Annotated in this window: 1 protein-coding gene; it reads right to left on the reverse strand. The window is 70.2% G+C overall.

Annotation, left to right across the window (positions count from 1 at the left end; all coding sequences use genetic code 11):
- Positions 1–225, reverse strand: a 225-nt coding sequence (locus tag IN07_RS20030; protein ID WP_036339518.1) for an IS5 family transposase, incomplete at both ends; no start/stop codon positions are given.

Here is a 225-nt window from a genome sequence, read left to right on the forward strand (position 1 = left end):
GTCTTGATCGACTGGGCGTCCAGCACCGCCGCCGTCGGCTGGGGATCACGGCCCTCGGCGGCCCGGACCCGGTCCCGCAGCACGTCGTGCACCCGGTTCCAGGTGCCATCTGCGCTCCAGGCACGGAACCACCGGTAGGCCGCGTCCCAGGGCACCAGATCATGCGGCAGCAGCCGCCACGCACACCCACTGACCAGCACATACAGGATCGAGTCCAGGACCAGC

The organism is Modestobacter caceresii (assembly GCF_000761485.1).
Classification (GTDB): domain Bacteria; phylum Actinomycetota; class Actinomycetes; order Mycobacteriales; family Geodermatophilaceae; genus Modestobacter; species Modestobacter caceresii.